General features: G+C 68.0%; 16 protein-coding genes. 4 read left to right on the top strand and 12 right to left on the bottom strand.

The window, feature by feature from the left end; translation table 11 throughout:
* Positions 1–31: 31 nt before the first annotated feature.
* From ACIP0B_RS19630 to ACIP0B_RS19600, 7 genes are all read right to left on the bottom strand, one after another.
* Positions 32–985, bottom strand: coding sequence for a peptidylprolyl isomerase (locus ACIP0B_RS19630; RefSeq protein WP_400835240.1), 954 nt, complete (start codon positions 983–985; stop codon positions 32–34).
* 15 nt (positions 986–1,000) lie between these two features.
* Complete coding sequence (locus tag ACIP0B_RS19625; RefSeq protein WP_400835238.1) at positions 1,001–2,539, bottom strand: ABC transporter substrate-binding protein; 1,539 nt, start codon at positions 2,537–2,539, stop codon at positions 1,001–1,003.
* A 132-nt stretch (positions 2,540–2,671) separates the two neighbouring features.
* Positions 2,672–3,292 (bottom strand): SCO family protein, encoded by a 621-nt coding sequence (locus ACIP0B_RS19620; protein WP_400835236.1) that lies wholly within the window; start codon positions 3,290–3,292, stop codon positions 2,672–2,674.
* Positions 3,289–3,939 (bottom strand): SCO family protein, encoded by a 651-nt coding sequence (locus tag ACIP0B_RS19615; RefSeq protein WP_400835234.1) that lies wholly within the window; start codon positions 3,937–3,939, stop codon positions 3,289–3,291. Before ACIP0B_RS19615 ends, ACIP0B_RS19620 begins: the two co-directional genes overlap by 4 nt.
* A 13-nt stretch (positions 3,940–3,952) precedes the next feature.
* Entirely contained in the window at positions 3,953–5,848 is a 1,896-nt protein-coding gene (locus ACIP0B_RS19610; RefSeq protein WP_400835232.1) for a cytochrome D1 domain-containing protein, read from the bottom strand.
* Positions 5,849–6,243: 395 nt separating this feature from the next.
* Positions 6,244–12,102 carry a manganese-oxidizing multicopper oxidase MnxG gene (gene mnxG / locus ACIP0B_RS19605; RefSeq protein ID WP_400835258.1) on the bottom strand — a complete coding sequence of 1,953 codons (5,859 nt, stop codon included), beginning with the start codon at positions 12,100–12,102 and terminating at the stop codon, positions 6,244–6,246.
* A 203-nt stretch (positions 12,103–12,305) separates the two neighbouring features.
* Positions 12,306–12,929, bottom strand: coding sequence for a lytic transglycosylase domain-containing protein (locus ACIP0B_RS19600; RefSeq protein ID WP_085641233.1), 624 nt, complete (start codon positions 12,927–12,929; stop codon positions 12,306–12,308).
* A gap of 206 nt (positions 12,930–13,135) precedes the next feature.
* Here ACIP0B_RS19600 and gspG point away from each other — a divergent pair, with 206 nt between their 5' ends.
* From gspG to ACIP0B_RS19585, 3 genes are all read left to right on the top strand, one after another.
* On the top strand, positions 13,136–13,570 hold the full coding sequence (gene gspG, locus ACIP0B_RS19595) for a type II secretion system major pseudopilin GspG (RefSeq protein WP_400835229.1): 435 nt from the start codon (positions 13,136–13,138) through the stop codon (positions 13,568–13,570).
* 14 nt (positions 13,571–13,584) lie between these two features.
* Complete coding sequence (locus ACIP0B_RS19590) at positions 13,585–14,772, top strand: type II secretion system F family protein (RefSeq protein ID WP_400835227.1); 1,188 nt, start codon at positions 13,585–13,587, stop codon at positions 14,770–14,772.
* Positions 14,773–14,846: 74 nt separating this feature from the next.
* A complete protein-coding gene (locus tag ACIP0B_RS19585; protein ID WP_400835225.1) occupies positions 14,847–15,428 on the top strand; it encodes a hypothetical protein in 582 nt (193 codons plus the stop codon).
* A 423-nt stretch (positions 15,429–15,851) separates the two neighbouring features.
* Here the strand turns inward: ACIP0B_RS19585 and ACIP0B_RS19580 are convergent, their stop codons facing one another.
* Positions 15,852–16,751, bottom strand: a complete 900-nt coding sequence (locus ACIP0B_RS19580) for a LysR family transcriptional regulator (protein WP_085707406.1) — start codon at positions 16,749–16,751, stop codon at positions 15,852–15,854.
* A gap of 158 nt (positions 16,752–16,909) precedes the next feature.
* On the opposite strand from ACIP0B_RS19580, the gene ACIP0B_RS19575 reads away from it, so the two are divergent.
* The gene (locus ACIP0B_RS19575; protein WP_400835223.1) at positions 16,910–17,926 is read left to right on the top strand and encodes an alpha/beta hydrolase; all 1,017 of its coding nucleotides are present in this window, start codon (positions 16,910–16,912) and stop codon (positions 17,924–17,926) included.
* Between the two features lie 174 nt (positions 17,927–18,100).
* On the opposite strand, the gene ycaC is transcribed toward ACIP0B_RS19575, so the two are convergent.
* The 4 genes from ycaC to ACIP0B_RS19555 form a co-directional block, all read right to left on the bottom strand.
* Complete coding sequence (gene ycaC, locus ACIP0B_RS19570) at positions 18,101–18,727, bottom strand: isochorismate family cysteine hydrolase YcaC (RefSeq protein ID WP_217892738.1); 627 nt, start codon at positions 18,725–18,727, stop codon at positions 18,101–18,103.
* 68 nt (positions 18,728–18,795) lie between these two features.
* Positions 18,796–20,634 (bottom strand): amidohydrolase, encoded by a 1,839-nt coding sequence (locus ACIP0B_RS19565; RefSeq protein WP_085633790.1) that lies wholly within the window; start codon positions 20,632–20,634, stop codon positions 18,796–18,798.
* A 45-nt stretch (positions 20,635–20,679) separates the two neighbouring features.
* Entirely contained in the window at positions 20,680–21,306 is a 627-nt protein-coding gene (locus ACIP0B_RS19560; RefSeq protein ID WP_400835220.1) for an antibiotic biosynthesis monooxygenase, read from the bottom strand.
* Entirely contained in the window at positions 21,299–21,715 is a 417-nt protein-coding gene (locus tag ACIP0B_RS19555) for a DoxX family protein (protein WP_400835256.1), read from the bottom strand. Before ACIP0B_RS19555 ends, ACIP0B_RS19560 begins: the two co-directional genes overlap by 8 nt.
* Between the last annotated feature and the right edge of the window lie 278 nt (positions 21,716–21,993).

Here is a 21,993-nt window from a genome sequence, read left to right as displayed (position 1 = left end):
GAAGCCATTCCCCACTATTGGGGGGGAACCTTCAGTCGTCGTCAATTCGTTCGATCCTGTTCTGCGCCCGCAATTGCGCGAGCGCCTGACGACGGGCCTGGGTCTGTCGCTGTCGGGCAAGGTATGCCCTGACTGTTTCAAGCCCTTGCTCCTCTGGGACATCGGCCGCCTCCATGTGGTTCTCGACAACAATCAAATGCCAGCCGAACGGCGAGCGCACCGCTTCGCTGAGTTCTCCGGGCCGCAAGGCAAACGCCGCCGCCTCGAACGCAGGCGTCATCTGCCCGCGGGCGAAGTAGCCCAACTGCCCGCCCTGGCTGGCCGTGGCGTCTTGCGAGCCCTTTTGCGCGACGCTGGCGAAGCTTTCGCCCCGCACCACCGCCTCGCGCATCTGCATCAAGCGTAGACGCGCCGCCTCGACCGTGGCGGAATCGGCCTCCCGCGCCACCTTCACCAGAATGTGCCGGGCCTGCACCTGCTCGGGTGTGCCCATCTCGGCGCGGTGTTCCTCGAAGAAGGCGCGCACCTCTTGCTCGTCCGGGGCGTCGGTCCGGGTCAGTTCGGCGAACATCCGTTGCGCCGCCAGTTCGCGGCGGGTGTACTCGGTGAACGAGGCCTCGTCGAAGCCGGCCTCCTGCAGGCGCAGCGCGAACCGCTCCGTGCCGCCGATGGCCTGGCGGGTCTGCTCGACCTGTTGCCGCACGGTTTGCTCATCGACCTGCACCCCGCGCTTGCGCGATTCCTGCCAGAGCAGCTCCTTGTCGATCAGCGTTTCCAACGCCGCCTGACGCAGTTGCCTGTACGCCTTGGGGTTGCGGATGCTCGCCACGGCGCGGCCCTGGTCTTCCAGGTATTCGGTGAAGTAGCGCTCCAGGCGAAACTCGGAAATCGCTTCACCGTTGACCCGCGCGGCCACCGGTTCCTGACTGGCGAACGCCGCCGGGAGCCAGCCTGCGAACAGCAACAGCATCGTCTTGAGCTTCATGATCCATCGCTCCGGTCAGGGTGTGTCGACAACAGGTCTGTAGGGCGCCACCAGGTAAAAGCGCTGGTCGGGCAAATCGATCGTCACCACATGGGCCCCGCTCAGCCCCAGCCGGCGTCCGGGGCCGAAACTGATGCGCGGGGTCAGGCCGGTGTCGAAGTCGTGCAGGCCTTCCAGCGCCGCCACCAGCTTCTCGCGGCTGGCGTCACGCCCGGCCTGCTTCATGCCTTCGCAGAGCAGCAGCATCGAGGCGTAGGCGCCCACCTGCAGGATCGCGTGCTGGGCGCCGAGGCCCTGATGCTCGCGCAGCAGCGTCAGCGCCAGGCGCCCGGCCGCGGTCCAGTCGCTGGGCACGAACGGATAGGCGAGGAACACCCGCCGCGAGAATCCGTCCGGCACCTGCAACAGGTCCCCGGCCACCTGGCTCGACGCGGCGAACAGGTACGGCACCTGCCCGGCCTTCTGCAACCCGGTGGCCAATCGGCTGAACCCGCCGCCGCTGCCCAGGTAGAACACCGAGCGCGAGCCCAGCGGCACCGAACCGGCGGCCGCGTCGTAGGCCTGCAACTGCACCTTCTGCCAGCCGTGGTTCTGCAGATACCGGCCCAGGGCCTGGGCCGCCTGCGCCTGGCCGGGGTCGTCGGGGTAGGCGATCAGCGTCGGCCCCTGCAGCACCCGCAAGCTGGCCGTGGCGTAGTCGGCCAGCGCGATCAGTTGCTCGCGCAGCCCCGGCAACGGTTCGAAGATCTGCGGGCTGGACGGCATCGGGCCTTGCAGCGACAGCGGCCCGATCAGCGGCAGGCCGGCCTGCTCCAGGCGCGGCGCCAGTTCGCTGTCCAGCGCCGGCGCCAGCGGGGCGATCAGGGCGAACACATGCTCGTCGTCGATCAGCCGTTGCAGGGCCTGTTCGGCGCTGGCGCGGTCGGGGCCGGGGTCGGCCACGGTCAAGCGCAATTGCCGGCCATGGATGCCGCCCGCCTCGTTGATCCGCGCCACGCTGCCGTTGAGCACCGCCGCCACCGTCGCGCCCTCTTCGGCCAGCGGGCCCTGGCTGGGCAACAGGGTGCCCAGGTGCAGGGTGTCCGCCTCCAGCCCCGGATCGCGCTCGTCGGCCAGACGCTTGAGGTACGCGGTGAGGTTGCGCTGATCCCTCATCGACAGCAGGAAGCGCGGCATGCTCGCATCCAGCCGATGGTTGCCGGGGTCACGGCCCTGCTGGATCGCCCGCGCCAGGCTGCCGTCGTCGTAGGCCGGATAGCGGCGGCCGTTGACCTGCTGGCCGTAGGCGCTGGTCAGCCGCGCCCAGTTCAGCTCCGGCGGACGCACCCCGCCCTCGGGCCGGCCGAGGCCGTCGGCGCCGTGGCAGTTGGCGCACGGCAGGCTGGTGGCCGGCAGCAGCACATCCGCCGCGCCGACCCGGGCCATGATCGGCTCGCCGCTGGCCGACAGGCCTTCGCGGTACAGGCGCTTGCCAGCACTTTCCTCGTCGGTCAGCGACAGCGCGCCCGCGCTCAGGCTGAGGCCGGCGAGCAGCACCAGGACAAGCACGCGCACGGCCCCGACCGCGCCTCCTGTGGGAGCCAGCCTGCTCGCGAAGGCGGACGCACGCACGACAGCGATGCCGGCGCAGACACCGCTCCCGCTCGCCGCCGCACTCACCCCGTGGAAGGTTTTCATGGCCCGGCCTCAGCGTCCGGCCACGGGCATCGTCAGCAGCTGCAAGCGCTGCGCGATGGCCGCTGCGGGGGCGTCGGGGCGGATCTTGCTCCAACGCTTGTTGGCCACATCGCCGACGATCAGCTGGGTGGAGTGCTGCTCCGGGGTCGGCACGATCTGGCCGATGCGGCCGAGCACCAGGTCCATCTGCGCTTTGTCGCCGGTGAGAAAAAGCCAGTGAGGGTCATCGGCGCCCTGCTTCAAGGTGTAAGCCTTGAGCACCGCCGGCGTATCGCGCAGCGGGTCACTGGTAAGGGAAATGAAGGTGACGCCGTCGGCCTTGTCGCCCAGCAGTTCGCGCACTTCCTTGAGCTTGCGGGTGATCAGCGGGCAGGCGTCGTTGCAGCTGGTGAAGATGACGTTGAGCAGCACCACGCGGTTGTGCAGGGCATCGCTGTAGAAGCGTTGGGTCTGGCCGTGCTGGTCGGTCAGCGGGGTGTCGGTGAACCAGGTCTTCGCGTCGTGGGTGCCTTTGGCCGGGGCGGCGCTGGCCACGGCGGGGACGGACTGTTCGTGGCCCTCGTGGGCGAATGCCACCAGGCTGAAGATCCAGAAGCACACGGTCAGGGTGATCCAGTCGAGGGTTCTCATGGCTGTTGCTCCATGGCGATGGCCGTGTGTTTGGCGTGGGTGCGCAGGCCGCTGAGCTTCTCCACTTCCTTGGCCAGCAGCGCCGGATCGGTGAAGCCGTAGTAGCGCATCCAGTGGCGGCTGTTGCCGTCGCCGACGAGGATCAGCGGCTGATGGTTCTTGAAGTCACCGCTGAAACTGCCCAGGCCCTTGAGGGTGGCGTCGATGGACCTTGGCGAGCCGGTCAGCCAGCTCCAGCCCGGCCCCCGCTGGAAGGTGCGGGCGTATTCCTGCAGGCGCTTGGGGTCGTCGCGCTGCGGATCGATGCTGATCGACACCAACTGCACCTCGCCGCCGACCCGGGCGCCGAGCTGCTTCTGCACCTTGCCCATGATCGACGAGACCACCGGGCAGACCGTGGTGCAGCTGGTGTAGATGAAGCTCATGACCACGATCTTGTTGTGCACCAGGTCCTGCTCCAGGTGCACGGTCTTGCCGTTCTGGTCCACCAGGGGCACGTCGGCGAACTTGACCTGGGCGTGTTCCTGGGCGCTGGCGGCGGGCGCCTTGTGGCCGGCGTGCTCGTCCGCCGAATGGGCGCTTGCCGGGTGGATGCCGACGCTCAGCAGGCACAGGGCGAGCAGGCTGCGGGTTGCGAATCGCTTCATGGTGGCGTCCTCGTCACTGAGTCTTGCCGGGCTGCACCCGGACACTGGCAAAGGTCTTGTCGTCGAAGCCGGCGCCCAGCGAGGCGGCGCGCACGTGCAAGTACCACGCGCCGCTGCGGTCGAGGGTCACGGGGGCTTCGTAGATCCCGTCGGCGACCTCCAGCGCCGCCACCGTGCGGGGGCGCGAGGTGGGCGCGAGGAAGTAGCGCAGCTGCACGTCCTTCACCCCGGCGCGTGCGGCGTTCTGCTTGCCCTGCACGATGCGAAAGCGCACCACGTAGGGGGCGTTGAGCGCCACGGCGGTCTTGTCCAGCAGGAACTCGACCTTGGGCGTTCCGGCGTGCCGGGGCTGGGCGCTGTCCGGCTCCACCTGCGCGGTGAAGCAATGAATGAGGTTCGGCTGGTTGAGCAGGAACGCCACGTCGAAGCGCCCGGCCGCCGGCAGCTTGACCCGCGCGCTGTACAGCCCCGGCGACACCTCGCGCAGGCTGCGGTCGACGACCAGCGCGGCCCGGGCCGACTGGCCCCGGTTGGGGTAGCCGGACATCGGCGCGTTCATGCCTTCGGCGTAGAAATAGGTGGTGTTGTCCACCGGGTTGACCACGAACACCGCGTTGTCGTCCCGCGCCACCGCCAGGCTCGACGCCAGCGGCAAGTCCCCGGCCAGCCGCGGCGGCTGGGGACCGGCCTCGAACCCTTGGCTGATCGGCTGGCGCCCCTCGCCCAGGGACGCCAGGTTGATCATCGTGACCTTCGGCGACGCCAGGCCGCGCACGTAGGCGTAGGCCCGGGTGAACACCACTTGATAGGGCTCGGCGGACACCTCCAGGTCATGGATCGCCGCGTCGTTGGCGGCGTCGATCACCGTGGCGCGGTTTTCCACGGTGTTGAGCACCACGCCGAAGCGGCCGTCGGCGCCGAAGCCCATCGGGCCCAGGCCCTGCTGCAGCTTGATCACCCGCCGCACCGCGTGGCTGGCGCTGTCGATCACGGTCACGGTGCCGTCCTTGCCGTCGGCCACGTACACCGCACCGGACAGCGGCGAATAGGCCACCGACAGCGGACTGGCCCCGGTCTTGACCTGTTTGAGCAGGCTGAGGCTGGCGACGTCGATGACGCTCAAGGTGCCGTCGTCGCGGTTGCTGACGAACGCGAAGCGGCTGTCCTTGCTGAAGGCGATTTCGTGGTGGCCGCGGCCGGTCGCCAGGTGCTTGAGCGGTTTGAGGCTTTGGGTGTCGATCACCGTGACGCCGGACTCATCGGCCTTGGCCGCGTTGTTGCCGACCCACAGCAGACGCTCGTCCGGTTGCAGCGCCACCCGCACTGGCTGGCTGCCGGCGGCGACGGAACCGCTCACCTTGAACCGTTCGCTGTCGATCACCGCCACCTGCCCCGCCGCCGGCATCGACACGAACACCTGTTTGTTGTCCTTCGGCGTGACCCAATCCATCGGCGGCCCGGCCAGCTCGATCCGCGCCAGGGTGCTGGTGATGCCGCCCACCGACACCGACGGGTCGACCACGGAGAGGCTGGCGTCACGGTTCATCACCAGCACGAAATAGCTGTTGAGATCGAGCAGCGGCCGTGCGCCGATGTTCGACTTGAGGAACACCCCGACCCGCGACTTGCAGCTGCGGTCGCGGCCCTGGGCCTGGTCGGCGGCGACGGCCTGCGGATCGATCCACGCCCCCGGCGCCACGCCGGACAACGGCTGGCCGGAGGCGGCGTCGGCGATGCGGAACTGCACGTCGGCGAACCCGCCTTCGCGCAAGGTGCCGTCCTCAGCGAGCGGCCGCAGCGCGAAGTCCACCTTCACCCCGTCCCGCGCCAGGGTCTGCACCTCGCCGGCCTGCGCCAGCGCACCGGCGACCGCCAACACCCACGCACTGATTCTGATGATCCAGCCCATACCGCACTCCCTCCGATTCATGGCCCAACCCCAACCGCCTGCACACCACCGCCCCCTGTGGGAGCGAGCCTGCTCGCGATGACGCCAGTTGCCGCACCATCCAGATCCGCGTCGTGCCCATCGCGAGCAGGCTCGCTCCCACAGAAAAGCCCCCTGCTCACCGCCGCCCCCTGTGGGAGCGGGCTTGCCCGCGATGGCGCCAGTTGCCGCACCATCCAGATCCGCGTCGTGCCCTTCGCGAGCAGGCTCGCTCCCACAGAAAAGCCACCTGCCCACCGCCGCCCCCTGTGGGAGCGGGCTTGCCCGCGATGGCGTCAGTAACCGCACCATCCAGACCCGCGTCGTGCCCATCGCGAGCAGGCTCGCTCCCACAGAAAGCCACCTGTGCACCGCCGTTATTGCCCGGTCGGCGCCGGCTCGGTTTCGTTGGTCACCCGCAGCAGGCCCCACAGCCCGGCGGTGTTGCCGAACGAGGCGTTGTCGCGGAACAGGTAATCCCCCGGTATCGCGTTGCTGCCCCCGGCGCTCGGCAGCATGAAGCTGAAGTGCGCCGCCGGCAGCACGCTCTCGCGGGCGCCGATGTACATCGACATCGGGTTGTAGCCGAACTTCACCGAACCCACGCCAGGCGCGTTCATCGGGTAGCCGCCGACATCGCTCTTCTCCGACAGGAACGGGTTGACCGACCACAGGTGCCCGTCGAGCTGGAAGGTCGAGCCGCGGCTGCCGCCGGTGGGCATCAGGATGTGGGTACGGAACGGCTGCCCCGGCTTGGCGTAGAACACCGGCGTCTGCGGATCGCCGCCCACCAGCGCGTTGCTGTAGGCCATGTGCGCGTTCGGCACGTCGCCGTAGCCGTGGCCGTCGGCGCGGCCGAACGGTGCGTCCGGCGCCAGCCCGAAGCGGTACCACATCGGTTCGGCCTTGTAGTTGATGGCCATGCCGGCGTTGTCCTTCGGATCGTTCGGCACACCCAGGCCTTCGGAGGCGATGCCTTCCACCGGCCGGCCGTTGGCCCAGCGCAGGTTGAGGGCGCGCTGCCAGACCATGGCGAAGTCGCGGTAGGCGGTCTGCCCCGCCACCGTCACCGTGGCCGCCGCTTTGCGGGCGTCCTCGACCCAGGTGGCGCCCATCGGCAGCACGCTCATCGCCCCGCCCAAGCCTTTCTGCGGCTGCTTGATCACGTCCGCCGGGGTGAAGTTGAGGCCGCCGAACTCCACCGCCGTGGCGTTGATGTTGTCGACGTTGCGCCCCAACTGCGTCACCGGTTTGCCTTCGCGCTCCAGGTGCCCGGCGTAGTACTGATAGGTGCGCGTCGGGTACGCCCCGCTGTTGCCGATGCGCGGCGGCACCGTCTGGATCGGGTTGGCGCCGACGTTCACGCCGTCCGACTTGGTGATGTCGTAGGCCAGCAGCTGCGCATGCAGGCCCACATGGCTGGACGGCCGCAGCAGGTTGTTGTTGAAGGTGGTCGAGCCGTCGCCGCCGTTGCGGTCGCGCTTGGCCAGGCCTTGCAGGATGGCGGTCTGGGCCAGGTCCGGCATCACGCTCGGCAGGCGGTTTTCCAGGGTGATGCTGATGCAGTCGCCGGCCGCCGCCCGCAGCACCAGCGGCTCCACAGGCACGCCGGGCTTGAGCTTGCCGGTGGCCGGATCGAGGTCGGACTTGCGCACGTAGAGGATCGCGGTCGGGTCATGGATCGGCCCGCTCTGCCCGCCGATCGTGATCGTCTCGCCGTCCTCGGGGTCGGTCACCGTCACCTGCGGGATGCTCACCGGCCGCGAGTTGAACACCAGCGTGCCGCCGGCCGGGTTCAGCGGCCCGCCGACGTGCTGGCCGAGCCCGGCCGGATCGCCGACGGCCAGCGCCAGCGGGTTGCGCAGGATGTCGTTGGCCAGCGCCGCGACCACCTCATAGTTGCGCTGCACGGTGGGCCGGGTGCCGATGCCGTTGGGGTTGGCGCTGATCCGCGGGCAGGTGCCGTCGAACGCCACGGTGTTGCGCATGCCGGTGGGCTTGGGGTTGTTCGGCAGCGCGAACAGGTCGTTGCGCTGGGCGGTGTAGTTGCGCATCACGCCCCAGATGCCGTTCCAGTAGCCTTCGATCGAGGCGTCCATCGAGTACAGGTAGTCCCCGGTGGTGGCGGCGGAACTGGAGAGCATCGACACCGGCGCAATGAAGCCCATCTGCTCGGAGATCCCGACCATCTGCGAGGCGCGCCAGCCGGAGTTCGAGCTGTTGCCGAACCCGGAACCGCTCTGCAGCCACTTCACGCCGTGCAGGGTGACGTTGTGCTCCTCCTCATGGCCGCCGGCGTGCACCCGCAGCCGCACGTTGTCGCCGGTGTAGGTGCGCAGCATCGGCGTGAACGGATCGCCGGGCTCGGCGCCGCCCTTGTTGATGTGCGGCGGGAACAGCGTGGTGCCGCCGGTGGGCCCGGTGGCGGAGTTGATCTGGTTCGGCGCCAGGTTCATCGCCGGGATCGCCCGGTCGGTGCGGCTCTGCATGGCGTACGCCAGGTCGCCGCCCAGGCCGTCGGCCTGCATGCCGCGCTTGCCGTCGGGGCCGACCTTGTTCGGGTCGAACACCCGCAGGGCCAGCGGCTCGTTGCGGTAGTTGACGACGAACATGCCGGGGTCATCCACCGAGATCGCCTGCGGGCACGGCCGGCTCGGGCAGCCGGGCTTGATCCCGCCGCGGGCCTCGACCACCGCTTCGAGCAGGTTGCCGGCGTTGTTGCGCACCGGCGGGTTGATCGCGAAGCGGAAGCTGTCGGCGGTGGCCGGGAACGCCTGCGCATCGGGAATCCCGTTGGGGCCGGCGCCCACGTACACGCCGGCTTCATAGGCGTGCTGGAAGTCGCTGTACTCCAGGAAGAACTCGCGGAAGCTGTCGTTGAGGCCGTCGCCGTCGAGGTCGCCGGTGTTGATCACCGCTTGCCACGAGGTCGGCCCGCCATCCTGCCGCGCCCCGCTGTACAGCGGCTCGCCGGTCTCGGCGTGGAACCAGGTGGAGCCGGCGGGCTCGGCCAGCACGGTGGCGTACAGGCCGATCTGCTGATGGGTCGACGGGCCGAGGTGGTCGTGGGTGAAGATCGTGCCCAGGCCGCGGTCCACGCCTTTGGTGTTCACCACCGGGTCGACGAACCAGCGCTGCATCGCCGTGCGCGCGCCCAGCCAGTCGCTGCGCCCGTACTGGCCGAAGAACGGATGCGCACGGGCCTTCGGACAGGCCGGGGTGCCGTCGCGCGGGTCGCTGCCTTCGCAGCCGTTGAAGGCGCGGATGGCGTGCACGCGCTCCTGCACGGCGCCGGGGGAAAGCACGCCGTCCTCATAGTTCCAGCCGTTGGAGGAACCGTCGGCGGCGGTCAGGTCCCACTTGGGCAGGTGGATGTGCTGGCCGATCACGTCGGTCGGGGTGCGCACCTGATAGTCGTCCATCTCGTAGACCGCCGGCACCAGGTTGGTCTGCTGGTACTGCACGCAGTCGAAGGTGTTCATGCGCATCACCAGCGGCTCCGGCGGACGCTGCTTGGTGATCACCGGCCAGGCGTCCTCCCACAGCGCCAGGATGCGCGCCTGCGGGAAGTGGTAGCCGACCTTGTTGTACACCGCGTCGAACTGGATGTTGGCGGCCTTGTAGACCCGCGGACGGTCGGCGGTGAAGGTCGAGGAGCCGACGAACGACAGCCCGTCGAGGCGCTCGCCGCTGGCGAACTCGCCGCTGCCGGCGCTGCTGGTCAGGCGCTTCTGGCGGTCGTCCATGCACGGCTCGTAGTACGGCGCACCGGCCACCGGCAAGGCGCCGTTGGTGCGGAAGGCCTTGGCCACCACCTGGTTGCCGGGCAGCAAGGCAAAGCTTGGGTGATCCTTTTTCGCGTGGAAGGCCATGGCGGCCTGCTCGACCTCGGTGCCCTCCTCCGGCAGATAGATCGGTTTGGCCCGCACCACTTCCTTGGAGAAGTCCAGCGAGGTGGTCACGGTGTGCGCCTCGCCGCCTGCGGACTTGCCGTCCAGCGCATGGCGCGGCAGGCCGCCGTCCCAGCCGCCGGACTGGTTCGGGTCGAGGTTGGCCCACAGCGCCTTGCCGCTGGCCTTGAGCGCCTGCGCGGAGGCGGCGTCGAGCATGTCCAGCGGCGGGGTCGGCGGACGCTGGCCCACCGAGCTTTCCATGCCGCCGATCCAGAACGGATAGCCGGGGTTCTTCAGGCTGCCGTCGGCGTTGCGGTTGGCCTCGCTGCGGTCCACCAGGGCCAGCGACCCGACCGCCTGGCCCGCGCCATTGCCGCCGTGGTGCCCATCCCCGTCGTCATCCGCTTCTTCGTCGTCTTCGTCGTCTTCGTCGTCATCGTCGTGGCCGGCGACCAGGGTCTCGCCGACCTTCGGCACCACCACGACCTTGCCGGGCATCGGCGCCATGGCCTTGCCGGGCAGCGGCACCACCGCCGGGATCGGCGTGCCGGCGATGATCTCGCCGTCGGGCAAGGCCCGTGCCCCGGCCGCCGGTTTGCCGCTGCGCAGCGCATAGGGTTCGCTGTGGAAACCGTCGGCGCCCTGCTGCGACACCTCAAGCTTGGTGCCTTCCTCGAACACGTCGTGCACCCGCCACATGGCCCACATGCCCTGGGCGAAGTGCGGATAGAAATGGCAGTGGAAGATCGCGTCCCCGGCCACCCGGTTGCGGTTGCCCGAACCGCCGTTGGCGATTTCGTAGGTGTAGCCGGCGCCCGGACCGATGCCTTGGGCATCGACGTAGTCGGAGTTGTCGTCGTTGGGGTTGAACAGCCACTGGTGGCCGTGCAGGTGGAAGATGTGGTGCTCGTAGCCGTTGTGGGTGTTGCGGAACTTGACGAAGTCACCGATGTAGCTGTGATTGACGTTCGACGGCTCCGACGGGTACAGCGCCATGGTCGCCTTCACGCCCACCTGATCGGCGCGCGGGGTCTGGCCGGGGGCGATGTTCTCAAGGCCGGCGTTGGCCGGCACGTCCACCAGCATCGCCACGTCGCCCACGGTGTGCGAGCTCAGGAAGAACTCTTCGTAGGCGCACGACAGGCAATCGTGCATCGGCCCCACGCCCAGGCGGTTGGCGATGACTTCCGCGCCCATGCCGCCGGCCCCGTAGTTGATCATGAAGGAGTCGCGGGTCGGCTCCAGCACATGGCCCATCACCGGGTCCGCGAAGTACGCCGGGAAGGCCTGGGTGACGGCGGTCTCGTCCTGGAACTGCGCGGCGAAATCGCGGAACGGCTCCAGCCGGTTGGGCAGCGCCGGGTTGCGCTTGCCCACCGATTCCAGCGGATAAGTGACCGGCGGGAAGCTGCCGTCGGGGTTGCTGCCCATGACGATGGCATCGCTTTCGCTGGAGATGATTTCGCTGCCGTCGACCATGGCGATGATCGGCGCCCCGGCCTTGCCTTCGCGCAGCCAGGGTTCGCGCTGCGGGTAACGGGCCTGGTAGTCGACGACGGGGTGGCCGGCCGGCGTGCGGCCGGTGCTGGCCAGGCGCATCTCTTCTTCGGTGACGGTGTTGCGGTAGGTGCGGCCGCCCTTGGGCACGACCACCACCTGGGCGAACAGGCCGTTGGCGTTGTTGCCGGCCGCCCCTTCGCCGCCGAAGGTCGCGCCGCGGCTGCTGACGTCGAAGGCCCCTTCGCGCTCGGCGAACAGGGTGTAGGAACGGCTCGCGCCGGGGGCCACCAGGCTGTTGCCGTTGCGGCCGGTGAACGAGGCGATGTCGTCGATGCCGTTCACCGCCTGCATGCCGTTGACCTGGAACCCGACATGCCGGTCGGCCACTTGCTCGTCGGCCTTGAAGGCCTCGCCGGCGTTGGCGTTCTCCAGCGCCTCTTCGCCCTCTTCTTCACCGCCCTCGACGGAGTGGTGGTTCGGGTTGGCCTGGTACGCCAGCAGGTTCTGCAGGTTGACGGTCAGGCAGTCCCCCGCCGCCACCCGCAGCACCAGCGGCCGCGGGCGCTTGTCGGGGCGCAGCGAGACCTTGCCGGGCACCGCCGCGCCGCCCTGGGCCAGGGACACGTTGCGGTCGTCGACCACGTCCCGGCGCAGGGCGAACATCATGCCGTTGACGTTCTGCGCGCCCAGGCGGTTGAACATCAGCGGCTGATCGAACGCCACCACGTTGGCCACCAGGTTGCGCTCGCAGCGCACCGCCGCGCTGGCCAGTTCGACGCTCAGCATCGAGGCCAGCAACAGCAACCAGTTCAACAGGGACGGAGCGTGGTGGATGCCTACCATGATCACAGACCTCGCAGTGGGTGCTCACAGGGAATGATTCTCGACACAGCCTTGGGAGCAATCCGCGTGCCACAAAAAAATCGGTTGTTTCTCAAACACTTGCCGCAACGACTTGAAGAACCGGGGAATATTCCCCACCCGTTTCCCCGGTTTTCCGGGCCTCGCCCGTTGCCCCGAAGTTGGGGAAAGACCGGTGCGCCGGCCTACAGCGGCGCATCGTCCGCCAGCCCCTGAAGACGCCGGTACTGACGCAGGACGCTGGGCACGTAACGCTGGGTTTCGGCGAACGGCGGGATCACCCGGCCGCGGCTGAGCACCGCGTCGGGCCCTGCGTTGTACGCGGCCACGGCGAGGGCGATGTCGTTGTCGAACAGGGTCATCAGGCGCTTGAGGTAACGGGCGCCGCCCTGGATGTTGGCCTTGGGGTCGTAGACGTCCTTCACCCCCAGCTCCCGTGCGGTGTCGGGCATCAACTGCATCAGCCCGCCCGCGCCCTTGGGCGAGGTGGCGCCGGGGTTGTAGTTCGATTCGGCGTTGATCACCGCATGCAGCAGCGCTTCGGGCAGGTGATTGGCCGTGGCTGCCGCCGACACCAGTTCCGCGTAGGGCTGGGCGGCGATCATCTGCGGCTGCCGGTCGGCGCCGGCCAGCGTGTTGCCGGGTTCGTGGATCACCCGCTCGTAGGTGCGTCCGGGGCGGTGGACGTTGGACAGCACGTAGCTGCCCTTGGCGTCCACGGAGACGAACACATCGGCGTGGGCGACGGCGGTCAGGAACAGGCCGCCGAGCAGTCCTGCGGCGAGCAATCCGGTGGCGAACGGTTTCATGGTGGGCCTCCCCGGAGCGGCGCTGAAAATTGGGGGAAATGCCCCACTCACCGGTCCTGGAACCCTCTTACGCAAGCACTGTGCCGACTTGCGCAAGGCCCGTGGCACAAGGGCCCCGGCCAAAGTCCGGGGCCTGAGCACGGCTATTGCATAAGCCGTCAGGCAAGCCCTCGCAGCGACCCGGCTGCCCGCCCACGGAGGTCATCATGAAACGGTGTTTGCGTTCGTCACCGCGTGCCCAGCACGGCTTCACCCTGCTCGAACTGCTGGTGGTGCTGGTGGTGCTCGGCCTGCTGGCCGGGATCGTCGCGCCCAAGTACTTCGCCCAGTTGGGCCGCTCCGAAGTGAAGGTCGCCAAGGCGCAGATCGAAGGCCTGAGCAAGGCGCTGGACCTGTACCGGCTGGAGGTCGGCCACTACCCCTCCACCGAACAGGGATTGCAGGCGCTGGTGACCGCCCCGAGCGACGAAGCGAAGTGGACCGGCCCGTACATCCAGAAAAAACTGCCGCTGGATCCGTGGGGCCGCGCCTACGCCTATCGCTATCCCGGCGAAAACGCCGAGTATGACCTGCTGTCCATGGGCAAGGACGGCCAGCCCGGCGGCGAAGGCGAAAACGCCGAAGTCACCAACTGGCAATGACCGGAGCACCGAGCATGCGTTTTCATCTGAAGGCGGTGGGCAAGGCCGGGGTGGTGTCGCTGAGCGTCGAGGCGCCCGGCCAGAGCGAAGCGCGGCGCATCGCCGAAGATCAGGGCCTGCGCGTGGTCAGCCTGCACGCCGAGCGGCACTGGCGATCGTTGCGCCTGCGCCAGCGCGAGACGTTCAACCTGGTGCTGTTCAGCCAGGAGCTGACCACCCTGCTCAACGCCGGCCTGCCGCTGATCGACGCGCTGGAAAGCCTGGCGGAAAAAGAGACCGCCCCCGCCGCGCGCAAGACCCTCAGCGAGCTGGTGCGCCTGCTGTACGAAGGCAAATCCTTCTCCCAGGCGCTGGGCCAGTTGTCGGCGGTGTTCCCGCCGCTGTACGTGGCGCTGGTGCAGTCCAGCGAGAAGACCGGTGCGGTGGGCGATGCGCTGGGCCGCTACGTCAGCTACCGCCAGCGCATGGACGAGGTGCGGCAGAAGATCATCAGTGCCTCGATCTACCCGTTGCTGTTGCTGGTGGTGGGCGGCGGCGTGGTGCTGTTCCTGATGGGCTACGTGGTGCCGCGCTTCAGCCTGGTGTTCGAAGGGCTGGGCTCGAACCTGCCGTGGCTGTCGCAGATCCTGATGGGCAGCGGGATGTTCCTGCACGCGCACCAGGGCGAATTCTTCGGGGCCCTGGCCGCGCTGGTCGTGACGCTTGCGCTGCTGCAGAAGCAGCCGGCGTTTCGCCGGGCGCTGGACCGGCTGGTGGAGCGGCTGCCCGCCGTGCACCAGCGGATCTTCATGTATGAGCTGGCGCGCTTCTACCGCTCGCTGGGGATTCTGCTGCAAGGCGGGATCCCGCTGGTGACCGCCATGGGCATGGTGCGCGGCCTGCTCACCGTGGCTTCGCGCACGCGCTTGGATCAGGCCTGCGAGCGGGTGCGCGAGGGCCAGTCGCTGTCCGCCGCGCTGGAGCTCAACCGCCTGGTGACGCCCGTCTCCCTGCGCCTGCTGCGTGCCGGGGAGCAGTCCGGCAACCTGGGCCAGATGATGGAGCGCAGCGCCGATTTCTACGACGAGGAGATCAGCCGCTGGATCGAATGGTTCGTGCGCCTGTTCGAACCGCTGCTCATGACGTTCATCGGCCTGCTGATCGGCGTGATCGTGATCCTGATGTACATCCCGATCTTCGAACTGGCCTCAAGCATCCACTGACCCCGGGAACGGGTCGGATCCAGCGACAACGCACATCCACGTTCCCAACCCAGACCCACAAGACGGAGAACGATATGCACATTCAAAAGCTCATGCTCGCAATGGCCATCGGCGCGGTTCTGTCGGCATCCACCGTATTGATCCCGGACAGCGTGTCCGGGGTGTCCAGCGTTCAGGCCAAGGAAGGGGGAAGTGGTGGTGGCGGTGGAGGCAGCGGCGGTGGCGGAGGTAGTGGCGGCGGTGGAGGCAGTGGCGGTGGTGGCGGCGGAAACGGTGGCGGCCATGGCGGCAGCGGCGGCGGTGGCAACGGAGGAAGCGGCGGCAGCGGCAACGGCGGCAGTCATGGCGGCAGCGGCAGTGGCGGCAACAGTGGCCACAGCGGCAGCGACCACGGCTCCGGCCATTCGGGCGACTCGGCCTCCTCCGGCCGCAGCGGCACCCACGCCGAACCCGGCGACGATCACGGCGTGCACCGTGCCGGCGAAGTCGGCGATGACCATGGTGTGCACCGCGCCGGCGAAGTCGGCGATGACCATGGTGTGCACCGCGCCGGTGAAGTCGGCGACGACCATGGCCTGCACGCCGCCGGCGAACCCGGCGATGACCGCGGTGTGCATGTCGGCGGCGAACCCGGCGACGACAAGCGCGCCAACTGAGCCGGCCTGACCCACCGCCATCGCCAGCAGGCTGGCTCCCACACAGTGCGCAGTGAACATGCAGAATCTGCGGCCACCGCTAAACCCTGTGGGAGCTGGCTTGCCAGCGATGAGGCCGGCACTGCCGACATCTCTGTTGCCTGAACCACCGCCATCGCGGGCAAGCCCGCTCCCACAGGTATCCCGGGTGTCCGCAAGATCCATGTACGCCACCAAAACCTGTGGGAGCTGCGGTGCGACGATTCGACTTGCCAGCGATAAGGCCTGCCCACCCAACATCACCGGTGCCTGCCCCACCGCCATCGCCAGCAGGCTGGCTCCCACACAGTGCGCAGTGAACATGCAGAATCTGCGGCCACCGCTAAGCCCTGTGGGAGCTTGCCTGCAAGCGATGAGACCGGCACTGCTGGCATCAGCGGCCGCTCACAACACGCAATGCGCCGGATCCAGCCGCTCGCGCAGGAACTCGATCAGCGCCTGCACCGGCCGCGACGTCTGGCGGTGCTGCGGGTACACCGCCGACAGCGTCAGCGGCTCGGGCCGGAACTCGTCCAGCACCGGCACCAGCCGCCCGTCCTTCAGCGCCGAGCCGACAATGAACGTCGGCAGATACGTGATCCCCATCCCCGCCACCGCCGCGTCCCGCAGCAGCTCGCCGTTGTTGACCCGCATCCGCCCCGCCACATTCACCAGCAGCGGCTTGCCCGGCCCCGCGTTGAACCGCCACTGCACCGAACGGCCATGGCCGTACGGCAGGCAATCGTGGCCATGCAGGTCTTCAGGCTTGAGCGGCGTGCCGCGCTCGGCCAGATACGCGGGGCTCGCGCAATACACCCGCTCGATGGCCGCGATGCGCCGGGCGATCAGGGTGGAGTCCTCCAGCACGCCGATGCGCAGCGCCAGGTCGTAGCCCTCGCCCAGCAGGTCCACCGGCCGGTCGCTCAGGTCCACTTCCACCGTGACCTCCCGGTAGCGCTGCAGAAACTGCGGCAACAGGCACCCCAAATGGGCCACGGCAAACGACAGCGGCGCGCTGAGGCGAAGGGTGCCGCGCGGTTCGGCGGTCTGCCCGGCGATGCCCTGCTCGACCTGCTCCACTTCGCCAAGCAGACGCAGCGCCGATTCGTAGTAGCTCTGCCCCAGCGGCGTGACATCCAGGCGCCGGGTCGAGCGGTTGAGCAGGCGCACGCCCAGGCGCTCTTCCAGTTGCATCAGCCGGCGGCTGACGAACTGCTTGGACAGGCCCAACTGATCGGCCGCCGCCGTGAAGCTGCCGGAGTCCATGACCTGGCAAAAGATACGCATGTCTTCAAAGGGGTTCATTGTCACTCCATGGTGGACAGTCAAACGCTTTATAGCCGCTTTTTCACTTCCTGGCACTTCAATAATCTGTGTCCACGGTGTTGCTGAGGCCGGACCCCAGCGCCGCAGCAGCCCGATCCCCATACAGAAAACGCCAACGATTGAAAAAGGAATTGACCATGAGCCTCAAGCACACCCTCACCGCCTCCCTCCTCGCCCTGTCCATCGGCAACGCGTTCGCCGCCGGCAGCCCCGGCGTCGAGCGCAACACCCAGGCGTTCCTCGACGCCCTCGCCGCCGGCGGCGGCAAGCCGCTGGAGCAACTGAGCCCCAAAGACGCCCGTGCGGTGCTGACCGGCGCCCAGGCCTCGGTGAAGGTCGATCTGTCCGGCGTCGAAGTCAGCGACAAGGCGATCCAGGCCGACGGCCAGACGATCCACCTGAAAGTGGTGCGCCCGGCCCAGGCCAAAGGCGAATTGCCGGTGTTCATGTTCTTCCACGGCGGCGGTTGGGTGCTGGGCGACTTCCCGACCCACCAGCGCCTGATCCGCGACCTGGTGGTCGGCTCCGGTGCGGTTGCGGTGTACGTCGATTACACGCCGTCGCCGGAAGCCCACTACCCGACCGCGATCAACCAGGCCTACGCCGCCACGAAATGGGTGGCCGAGCACGGCCGGGAGATCGGCGTGGACGGCAAGCGCCTGGCGGTGGCCGGCAACAGCGTCGGCGGCAACATGGCGGCGGTGGTCGCTTTGAAGGCCAAGGAAGAGAACACCCCGGCCCTGCGCTTCCAACTGCTGATGTGGCCGGTGACCAATGCCGGGTTCGATAACGGCTCGTACCGCCAGTTCGCCGAAGGCCACTTCCTGACCAAGGGCATGATGCAGTGGTTCTGGGACAACTACACCACCAACCCGGCCGAGCGTGCGCAGATCCATGCCTCGCCGCTCAACGCCAGCGCCGACCAGCTCAAGGGCCTGCCCGCCGCGCTGGTGCAGACCGCCGAATTCGACGTGCTGCGCGACGAAGGCGAAGGCTACGCCCGTCACCTGGATGCGGCCGGCGTGCCGGTGACGTCGGTGCGCTACAACGGGATGATCCACGACTTCGGCCTGCTCAACCCGCTGAGCCAGATCCCGGAAGTCAAGGCAGCGGTGCGCCAGGCTGCGGCGGAACTCAAGACCCATCTCAACTGACCGTGGCGAGGGAGCTTGCTCCCGCCGGGCTGCGCAGCGGCCCCTCGCGGTTGCCGATCTGCCTGATGGCGACGGCTGCGCCGCCGAGCGGGAGCAAGCTCCCTCGCCACACAGTTTTTCCTGTTTCAACGACACAAAAAAATGCCCGCCAATGGCGGGCATTTTCGTTGCCGCTTACTTCGAGGTGAACTTGGTGTAGCTGTTGATCAGGTTGCGGTAGTTCGGCAGGCGCTCGGACAGCAGGTTGGCCAGGCCTTCCATGTCGTTGCGCCAGTCGCCCTGCAGCTCGCAGGCCACGGCGAACCAGTTCAGCAGGTGCGCGCCGGCGGCCGACATGCGTGCCCAGGCGGCCTGTTGCACGGTGGTGTTGAAGGTGCCGGAAGCGTCGGTCACCACGAACACTTCGAAGCCTTCAGCGATGGCCGACAGGGTCGGGAACGCCACGCACACGTCGGTCACCACGCCGGCGATGATCAGTTGCTTGCGGCCGGTGGCCTTGATCGCCTTGACGAAGTCTTCGTTGTCCCAGGCATTGATCTGGCCAGGACGGGCAATGAACGGCGCGTCCGGGAACTGCGCCTTGAGCTCCGGCACGATCGGGCCGTTCGGGCCGCTGTCGAAGCTGGTGGTGAGGATGGTCGGCAGCTTGAAGAACTTGGCGATGTCGCCCAGGGCCAGCACGTTGTTCTTGAACTCGTTGGGCGAGAAATCCTGCACCAGCGAGATCAGGCCGGTCTGGTGGTCGACCAGCAGCACTACGGCATCGTCTTTGTTCAGGCGTTTGTAGGGAACGTTGCTCATGTGAAACTCCTCGGTGGATGGTTGTTGCGGGCAGCGCCGGCCCGTGGGCCGACGCCGGGTTGTCAGGGTCAGAACGCGAAGCAGGAACAGCCGAACGCGCCCCAGAAGCCGGCGAAGTCGCTCACCGGCACGTTGGACATCCGCGCCTTCTCATGGCTGTGGGTGTGAACGGCGCACGGGCCGCTGCACTGGTGCACCTGCGCCTGCAACGGCGCGTTCGGGCGCCAGTGGCCAGGCACCTTCGCCACCGGCGACCAGTCCGGCAGCACCGGCAGGCCGGCAGGGCCGAGCGTGTCGAAATCGCCGGCGCCGTAGACGATCTTGCCGCCGACCACGGTCAGCACCGATTCGATCCATTTGATGGCCTCTTCCTCGACGCTGAAGAAGTCCGCGCTGAGGGCCGCCAGGTCCGCCAGTTGCCCGACCTTGATCCGGCCCTTCTTGCCTTGCTCGGACGAGAACCAGGCGCTGCCGTGGGTGAACAGCTCCAGCGCGGTCTCGCGGGGCAGGCCCTCTTCGTACAGCGCCAGCCCGCCGACGGTGCGGCCGCTGACCATCCAGTACAGCGAGGTCCACGGGTTGTAGCTGGACACCCGGGTCGCGTCGGTGCCGGCGCCCACCGGCACGCCTTCGGCCAGCATGCGCTTGATCGGCGGCGTGGATTCGGCGGCCTGCTTGCCGTAGCGGTCGACGAAGTATTCGCCCTGGAACGCCATGCGGTCCTGGATCGCGATGCCGCCGCCCAGCGCCCTCACCCGCTCGATGTTCTGCGGGGTGATGGTCTCGGCATGATCGAAGAACCACGGCAGGCCGTTGAACGGGATGTCGCGGTTGACCTTCTCGAACACGTCCAGCATGCGGCTGATGGATTCGTTGTAGGTGGCGTGCAGGCGGAACGGCCAGCGCTGCTCGACCAGGTGGCGCACCACCGGCTCCAGTTCCTGCTCCATGGTCTGCGGCAGGTCCGGGCGCGGCTCGAGGAAGTCTTCGAAGTCCGCCGCCGAGAACACCAGCATCTCCCCGGCGCCGTTGTGCCGCAGGAAATCATCGCCCTGGTGCAGCTTGACGCTGCCGGTCCAGTTCTTGAAGTCGGTGAGCTCTTCCTTCGGCTTCTGGGTGAACAGGTTGTAGGCGATGCGCACGGTCAGTTGACCGTCCTTGGCCAGTTGTTCGATCACCTGATAGTCGTCGGGGTAGTTCTGGAAACCGCCGCCGGCGTCGATGGCGCTGGTCAGGCCCAGGCGGTTGAGCTCGCGCATGAACTGGCGGGTCGAGTTGACCTGGTACTCCAGCGGCAGCTTCGGCCCCTTGGCCAGGGTCGAGTACAGGATCATCGCGTTGGGTCGGGCCACCAGCATGCCGGTCGGGTTGCCGTTGGCGTCGCGCACGATCTCGCCGCCCGGCGGGTTCGGCGTGTCGCGGGTGTAGCCGGCCACGCGCAACGCGGCGCGGTTGAGCAGCGCGCGGTCGTACAGGTGCAGCACGAACACCGGGGTGTCCGGGGCGGCCTGGTTGAGTTCTTCGAGGGTCGGCATGCGCTTTTCGGCGAACTGGAATTCGTTCCAGCCGCCCACCACCCGCACCCATTGCGGGGTCGGCGTGCGGTCGGCCTGCTCCTTGAGCATGCGCAGCGCATCGGCCAGGGACGGCACGCCTTCCCAGCGCAGTTCGAGGTTATAGTTCAGGCCGCCGCGGATCAGGTGCAGGTGCGAATCGTTGAGGCCAGGAATCACGCAGCGGCCCTTGAGGTCCACCACTTGGGTGCCGGCCCCTTTGTGCGCCATGGCTTGGGCATCGGTGCCGACGGCGACGAAGCGCCCGTCCTTGATCGCCACGGCGCTGGCCCGTGGGTTTTCCCGGTCTACGGTATGAAATTGGCCATTGAACAGAATCAGATCGGCGTTCATCGCAGTTCCTTCGACATAAGTGAAACGGATCGGAACCCGCCCGCCTCAGCGCGGCGGATTGACGTTGGATTCGTGGTGCTCGCGGGCCCGGCCCGCCTCCAGCCAAGGCGCGAACAGACGCGTGGCGCGGGGCATGCACACGTACACCACCGACAGCACGATGGTCAGGGTGATCAGGAAGGTCGCCACCACATAGTTGGAGAGAAAAGCGTTGAGCTTGAGCAACGGCCCCCAGATCAGCGGCACCAGCAAGGTGTGCGGCAAGATCACCAGCAGCGTCACCACCGCCTGTTTCCAGCGCGGCGGCGGCGAGGCGGCGTCGGCCAGCGGCGCGAACCAGAATTCGTTGACCGGGTTGACCTCGGTCTGGTCGCCGTCGGCCAGCATCGGCGCGGCCTCCTCCACCAGCGCCTGGCGCTGCGGCGAATCGAGCCAGCGCTGCATCGCTTCGGTGGAGCAATAGCGCAGCACGCAGGTGAACAGCGCCAGCCCCCCTTGGCGGCTGCGCATCACGTCCACGCCCAGGTGGCCTTCCTCGCGGCCCGCCACGGCAACGATGTTGCGCAGCCAGGCTTCGTAGGGCTGTTCGAAGCCGGCCTTGACCCGGTGCTTGATGATCAGGGTCACCACTTCATCGGTGCCCGGTTTCTTGGCGGATGGGGTTTCAGGCATAACGGAGCACTCCGGGCAAACGGGCACCGAACGCCAGCCGCCCTGGCCCTGCGATCAGCACCGTGGAAAAGAGGATCAGCAGCAGCCAGCCGAACTGCCCCTCGGCCACACTCCATTGCGGGTGCACCAGCAGCAGCGCCACCAGCAGCACAAACAGAATAGGCAAGCAGGCCAATCGCGCCAGGACACCGGCGACGATCAGCAGCGGACAGACGACTTCGGCGAAAATCGCCAACAGCAGCGTGAGGTGGGGGCCGAGCCGGAACGGATCTTCGATCAGCTGCAGTTGCTCGCTGAAGTGCAGCAGCTTGGGCAGGCCGTGCACCCACAGCAGGAACAGCCCGCCGGCCACCCGCAGGAACAGCAAGCCGAGGCCTTGCGCCTGTTCATCCCGTTGCGAAGCGTTCATGACACAGCCCTTGATCAAACCTTGGGCTGGATGATGAACCGGCGGGATGAAGAAAAATTGAATGGACGTGCTCTTTTGCCCCACCACATCTGTGTTGCGCACATAGCCCTGTGGGAGCCAGCCTGCTGGCGATGGCGGCGTGTCAGCCAGCATCGCATTCGACTGGCCCACCGTTATCGCCAGCAGGCTGGCTCCCACAGGGTCTTGCGTCTGGTCAAAGGGTGGCGTCGGCCTTCAGTTCCAGGCTGTCCAGCACCCGGTTCACCGCCAGTTCGCCG

This window comes from Pseudomonas sp. NPDC089534 (genome assembly GCF_044749305.1).
Lineage (GTDB): Bacteria > Pseudomonadota > Gammaproteobacteria > Pseudomonadales > Pseudomonadaceae > Aquipseudomonas > Aquipseudomonas ekonensis.
The sequence above is the reverse complement of the archived record's forward strand: the minus strand, read 5'-3'. Positions and strand labels throughout refer to the sequence as shown.

Bases quoted from the DNA above. Each gene is read 5' to 3' on its own strand.
- ACIP0B_RS19590 (WP_400835227.1), top strand. From the start codon at position 13,585: ATGCGTTTTCATCTGAAGGCGGTGGGCAAGGCCGGGGTGGTGTCGCTG.
- ACIP0B_RS19620 (WP_400835236.1), bottom strand. From the start codon at position 3,292: ATGAGAACCCTCGACTGGATCACCCTGACCGTGTGCTTCTGGATCTTC.
- ACIP0B_RS19615 (WP_400835234.1), bottom strand. From the start codon at position 3,939: ATGAAGCGATTCGCAACCCGCAGCCTGCTCGCCCTGTGCCTGCTGAGC.
- ACIP0B_RS19610 (WP_400835232.1), bottom strand. From the start codon at position 5,848: ATGGGCTGGATCATCAGAATCAGTGCGTGGGTGTTGGCGGTCGCCGGT.
- mnxG (WP_400835258.1), bottom strand. From the start codon at position 12,102: ATGGTAGGCATCCACCACGCTCCGTCCCTGTTGAACTGGTTGCTGTTG.
- ACIP0B_RS19555 (WP_400835256.1), bottom strand. From the start codon at position 21,715: ATGAACGCTTCGCAACGGGATGAACAGGCGCAAGGCCTCGGCTTGCTG.
- ACIP0B_RS19585 (WP_400835225.1), top strand. From the start codon at position 14,847: ATGCACATTCAAAAGCTCATGCTCGCAATGGCCATCGGCGCGGTTCTG.
- ACIP0B_RS19575 (WP_400835223.1), top strand. From the start codon at position 16,910: ATGAGCCTCAAGCACACCCTCACCGCCTCCCTCCTCGCCCTGTCCATC.
- ACIP0B_RS19600 (WP_085641233.1), bottom strand. From the start codon at position 12,929: ATGAAACCGTTCGCCACCGGATTGCTCGCCGCAGGACTGCTCGGCGGC.
- ACIP0B_RS19630 (WP_400835240.1), bottom strand. From the start codon at position 985: ATGAAGCTCAAGACGATGCTGTTGCTGTTCGCAGGCTGGCTCCCGGCG.
- ACIP0B_RS19565 (WP_085633790.1), bottom strand. From the start codon at position 20,634: ATGAACGCCGATCTGATTCTGTTCAATGGCCAATTTCATACCGTAGAC.
- ycaC (WP_217892738.1), bottom strand. From the start codon at position 18,727: ATGAGCAACGTTCCCTACAAACGCCTGAACAAAGACGATGCCGTAGTG.
- ACIP0B_RS19560 (WP_400835220.1), bottom strand. From the start codon at position 21,306: ATGCCTGAAACCCCATCCGCCAAGAAACCGGGCACCGATGAAGTGGTG.
- ACIP0B_RS19580 (WP_085707406.1), bottom strand. From the start codon at position 16,751: ATGAACCCCTTTGAAGACATGCGTATCTTTTGCCAGGTCATGGACTCC.
- gspG (WP_400835229.1), top strand. From the start codon at position 13,136: ATGAAACGGTGTTTGCGTTCGTCACCGCGTGCCCAGCACGGCTTCACC.